The organism is Streptomyces albireticuli (assembly GCF_021228125.1).
Lineage (GTDB): Bacteria > Actinomycetota > Actinomycetes > Streptomycetales > Streptomycetaceae > Streptomyces > Streptomyces albireticuli.
In genome coordinates this window covers 1-4,317 of record NZ_JAJQQS010000056.1, presented here as the reverse complement: position 1 = coordinate 4,317, position 4,317 = coordinate 1, and the positions used below count along the sequence as shown (strand labels likewise).

Annotated in this window: 4 protein-coding genes and 2 pseudogenes; 3 read left to right on the top strand and 3 right to left on the bottom strand. The window is 61.3% G+C overall.

Going from position 1 to position 4,317, the window contains the following annotated elements:
• Positions 1-57: 57 nt before the first annotated feature.
• Positions 58-333, bottom strand: a complete 276-nt coding sequence (locus LUZ64_RS36380; RefSeq protein WP_170116690.1) for a hypothetical protein — start codon at positions 331-333, stop codon at positions 58-60.
• Positions 334-668: 335 nt separating this feature from the next.
• Here LUZ64_RS36380 and LUZ64_RS36375 point away from each other — a divergent pair, with 335 nt between their 5' ends.
• Positions 669-929 (top strand): hypothetical protein, encoded by a 261-nt coding sequence (locus LUZ64_RS36375; protein ID WP_143593049.1) that lies wholly within the window; start codon positions 669-671, stop codon positions 927-929.
• A gap of 143 nt (positions 930-1,072) precedes the next feature.
• Here the strand turns inward: LUZ64_RS36375 and LUZ64_RS36370 are convergent, their stop codons facing one another.
• Positions 1,073-1,591: a hypothetical protein gene (locus tag LUZ64_RS36370; RefSeq protein ID WP_143593048.1), complete on the bottom strand. Its 519-nt coding sequence runs from the start codon at positions 1,589-1,591 to the stop codon at positions 1,073-1,075.
• Between the two features lie 607 nt (positions 1,592-2,198).
• Positions 2,199-2,623, bottom strand: a pseudogene (locus tag LUZ64_RS36365) (transposase); the annotation flags it as partial.
• A gap of 249 nt (positions 2,624-2,872) precedes the next feature.
• Here LUZ64_RS36365 and LUZ64_RS36360 point away from each other — a divergent pair.
• Both LUZ64_RS36360 and istB read left to right on the top strand, forming a co-directional pair.
• Complete coding sequence (locus tag LUZ64_RS36360; RefSeq protein ID WP_232390644.1) at positions 2,873-3,418, top strand: hypothetical protein; 546 nt, start codon at positions 2,873-2,875, stop codon at positions 3,416-3,418.
• Positions 3,418-4,185, top strand: a pseudogene (istB, locus tag LUZ64_RS36355) (IS21-like element helper ATPase IstB). Before LUZ64_RS36360 ends, istB begins: the two are co-directional and overlap by 1 nt.
• Positions 4,186-4,317: the final 132 nt, after the last annotated feature.

The following is a 4,317-nucleotide window of genomic DNA, read 5'->3' as shown; positions in this document are numbered from 1 at the left end:
ACACCCAGGCCATCCTCTGCCTCGCCAGACGACGCGTCGACGTCCTCTTCGCCATGCTCAGAGACGGCACCTTCTACGAATCACGCCCAGCCATCCCGGCTTGACCAAACCCATAAGGGCACCCCCCCGCAGGGCAGGCGCCGAAGCCAGCTCCTCCGAGCCCTCAGATGCCAGGGCGAGAACCTGTTCGGCCGCGAACACGGTGTACAGCCGCCCCAGCAGGTCATCGAGGCTGATCTCGCGCTCAGCGGCGATGCGGGCGAGCTGCGCGCGGACACAGCGGTCGTGCTCGATCAGGCACTCTGCGAGGTCCTGGTCCTCGATGGCTCGCACGTACACCCGGCGGTCCCGTCCCTTCATGTTCGGGCGTCAGTCACGGTACAGCTGGCTCTCTCGCACAGTTCTGCTTACGCGGCGGCCCCCACCTCGGCAGCGGTCAGGGAAGCAGCCTTGGCTGCGTACACATCGAGCATCGGTCCGAGCAGGTGTCCGGCCGACCAGGGTTCGCGCAGCCGTCATGGAGCAGGCCCGCGCGGGTGCCGCTCAGTCGCAGACGGGTCGCATGCGACTTCGGCCATCTCACCCATGCTTCGTCAAGGATGTGACCGGACCATCGAAAATATCCCGCGAACGAAAGCAAGCCCAGCAACAAAAGCGTCAGGGATGAGATGGGACTGCACATGACACCGGGGAAAGAACCACCACCGCCGGCTACTTGGCCTGAGCGGCAATTGGCGATCGCAGCTGCCTCAACGCCGGGCTGGGCGGTGAACCTTGTTGCCGAACCGGGGCTGGGCGACCATCGAAAACAGGACGGCCGCATTGAAGTTCTGCACCACGTCAAGTTGTTGAATGCCACGGCTTGGTACTACTGTGCCGAGACGGAGAACCGCAGGCCAAAGGATTCGGTGCCTGCCACAGGTCAGTGACTTAACGGAAGAAGGACCGCCGCAAGCTGCTGACCTGTGACAATGCGTAGTACCAATCACGAGCACGAGGTGGTTGCCGCTCCCTCGGGACAGGCTAAAGGAGACTCATTCAAGAGCTACTTGCCAGAGCTAAGTCAAAACTCTCACTCTGCAGGAATCGGGATTTCCGTGAATAGATCAAAGAATATACCGACGGCCACCGAAAGTGCGAGTAACCCCAAGGCCACCCCTCCTGCGGCAATGTTTTTCTTCCAGGGGTGTGGATTTTTGAATAATTTTAGTGAAAATCCCGTCAAAATCCCTAATAGTGCGAGGATCCCGTTCAGTGTCGCTGCGGCATGCCATGGCGTGGCGTAAATTGATTCGATCTGATCACTCACCGACGCAGAATTTCCCTGCATTCTGCCGATAAGTTCTTGGCGCTGCAGCACAAAGTCGGCCGCCCATGCACCGGATAGCGAAATAAACGAAAGAGCTAAAGATGAAATCGCCAGTACGGACGGTATGGTATCGCCTGACAGTGATCTATCTTTTGGCTTAACCAGAACTCCATCGTTAGGTGAGTCTTCTGCAGCGCCTAAGGGGTCAATCGCATCGTGTTCAGGTGCGCCTGAGTGGTCATCAATTCTAGTCTCTTCGGTAGATAATGCATTGAATGACATTAATATTCACCTTCCGGTCTTCGTGAGCTAACCCTCTCGAGCGGCGCGAGTTAACCCTGATTGACCGTCAAAGTATAAACTCTTGGGGCGTGGGGTCGCGTATTGCAATCCCGGCACGGGGTTTCGTTGCAATTTTCGCTAACTGAACAACCGGAAACAGAATAGCGCCTCTACTGGCAGTAGTCCCAACAGTCGGGGGCCCAATCACGGTCCCATCCACCTTTATGGATGTACACCGAGCTGTTCACATTCACATCCAGCTCCATATTTGGTGTCGAGTTCCATTCGCACCTGTAGCTGTGACACGGGTTCCAACACCCGTCACTTTGATGAGCTTGGGCTGGACCGCTGAGTGCCATAACCGATAGAGCGGTTACCCCAAGAGTCAAGAAAATCTTTCGAATGTTCATTAATTTATCTCCTAAATGAAATGTCGACTTAATGCGGTTTAGATTGTTTTGCTGGAGGGTGAATTCAGCGACGGGGCGTGCGTCAGTCAGATTTACCTCAAGAGGTGTGCTATATCTATAATTCTTGCAAAGATTATTGAGTCATATGCCGTCACAGGTCAACAGATCCGAGGGTTATCCACCCATGCGCACTAACGTTTCCAGGTCTTCATGCGGGCGGAGACGTGCTCGACGCGTGCTCGGACCTGCTTGTGGGACCGGTTGTGTTCCTCCTTCCAGTCGGGGAGTTCGCCTTGCCCTTCGCTTTTCGGTGCGGGATGACCAGTCCGGTGCCCTGGTAGCCGCCGTCGGTGATCGTGGTGGTGTTGCCGACGGCGGTTTTGGCGCCGGGCTCCTCCCGGCCGCGGGAGTCGCGGCGGTTGCCCGGCAGCGGCCGGCCGGCCACCACCACGAGGCGGGTGTCCGCGTCGATGACGACCTGGTGGGCGGTGGAGTACTGGTAGTTCTTGGACTGCCCGGCCACGGTGTGGTCGCGGGTGGGGACCAGCGTGCCGTCCACGATGAGCACGGTGTCTTTGGTGAACCGTTTGCGGGGCTGGAGCGCGAGCATCGGCCCGAGGTGTGACTCGTACTGGTGCGGTCGGGAGTTTGTCTCCGTCGAGCACGTGCAGGCCCAGGTCATCGGGTGGTGCATGAAAGTGGTGGGCCGACGGCAGTGCCGTTCGCTGGGCGGGGCCGCCCCGCTGTCGGTCTTCGAAGCGGTCGAGGCCCAAGGCTCTGCTGCCTCTGCCCAGAACTCCGTTCGTGCTGGCGAGGTTGTCCTCCGCAGCCGTCGGGCCGGACATCCACGTCAAGGCGGGCCGCACCCTCGGTGCCCTGGAAACTGATCGGCAAGGACGTCGATATCCGCTCCACCACCGCCATGGTGCACATCTTTTACGACGGCGAACTGGTCAAGATCCACGCTGCCCTGGAACAGGGAAAGCGGACCGGCAAAAACGATTATCGGCCGGAGAAGATCGCCTTCCATATGCGGACGCCGGTCTGGTGCCGCACCCAGACCGCCGAGGTCGGCGGGGCATGCAGCGAGGTTATTGGCCAGCTGCTGGAGGTCAACGCGCTCTATCGGCTTCGCGCCGCCCAGGGGATTATCGGTCTCCGCAAGAAGTACGGCGAGACGCGGCTGGAAGCGGCCTGCGCGAAGTCCCTCGTGGTCGGGGACCCGTCCTACCGCACAGTCAAAGGCATCCTGATCGCCGGCACCGAGACCGGCCCCGAGCCGGAGACCAGCGCTGACGCGGGTATCGCCGCGTTCCTGCACGGGCCCAAGCGGCTCTTCGCGACCGCCGCGACCCCTGCCGCGGCGGAGGACCACCACGACGACCAGGGCCGCCGCGAAGGCGAAGGAGTCGCCTGATGACCATCATGGACACCCTGCGGGACTCGCTCAAATCGCTCAAGCTCTCCGGCATGCTCGAGACTCTCGACGCCCGTTTGCCCCAGGCCCATGGCGGCGAGCTCGGCCACCTGGAGTTCCTGCAGATCATCTGCCAGGACGAGATCACCCGCCGGGAGACCGTCGTCTTCCAACGGCGCCTGCACCGGGCAAAGTTCGAGCAGCAGGCCACCCTGGAAGAGTTCGACTTCTCGGCCTCGCCGAAGCCGCCTGCGGTCCAAATCCGTGACCTCGCGGCCCTGCGATGGCAGGCCGGCGAGCCGGTCATCCTCTTCGGCCCCGTCGGCGTCGGCAAGACCCACATAGCCCAGGCCCTGGACCACCTCGCCATCCGCCAGGGCGCCCACGCGCGGTTTGCCAAGACCAGCCGGATTCTGGCCGACCTCGCCGGCGGACACGCCGACCGCACCTGGGACAGACGCCTGCGAGAACTCGTACGTCCCGACGTGCTCATCCTCGACGACTTCGCCATGCGGCAGCTGACCGCCCCCCAGGCCGACGCCCTCTACGAACTGGTCAGCGAACGGCAAGGAAGATCCCTGATCATCACCAGCAACAGGGCCCCGAGCGACTGATATCCGCTCTTCCCCAACCCCGTCGTCGCCGAGTCACTCCTGGACCGGCTCATCAACACCAGCCACCAGGTCATCATGAACGGCCCCAGCTACCGGCCGAACAAACGGCCCAGAAACGGCAACAACAAGACAACCGGAGGCTCGATCAGCTAAGGGTTGGGCCTTGACCCCGGAGTTTGAACACGTCTATGCGGCTTGAGTCAGGGTAGTTGCTGCTGGTTGGAAGTCGTTCTCGTAGGCGATCGGGGACCGCTGGCCGAGGCGGGAGTGCCGGCGTCGGGTGTT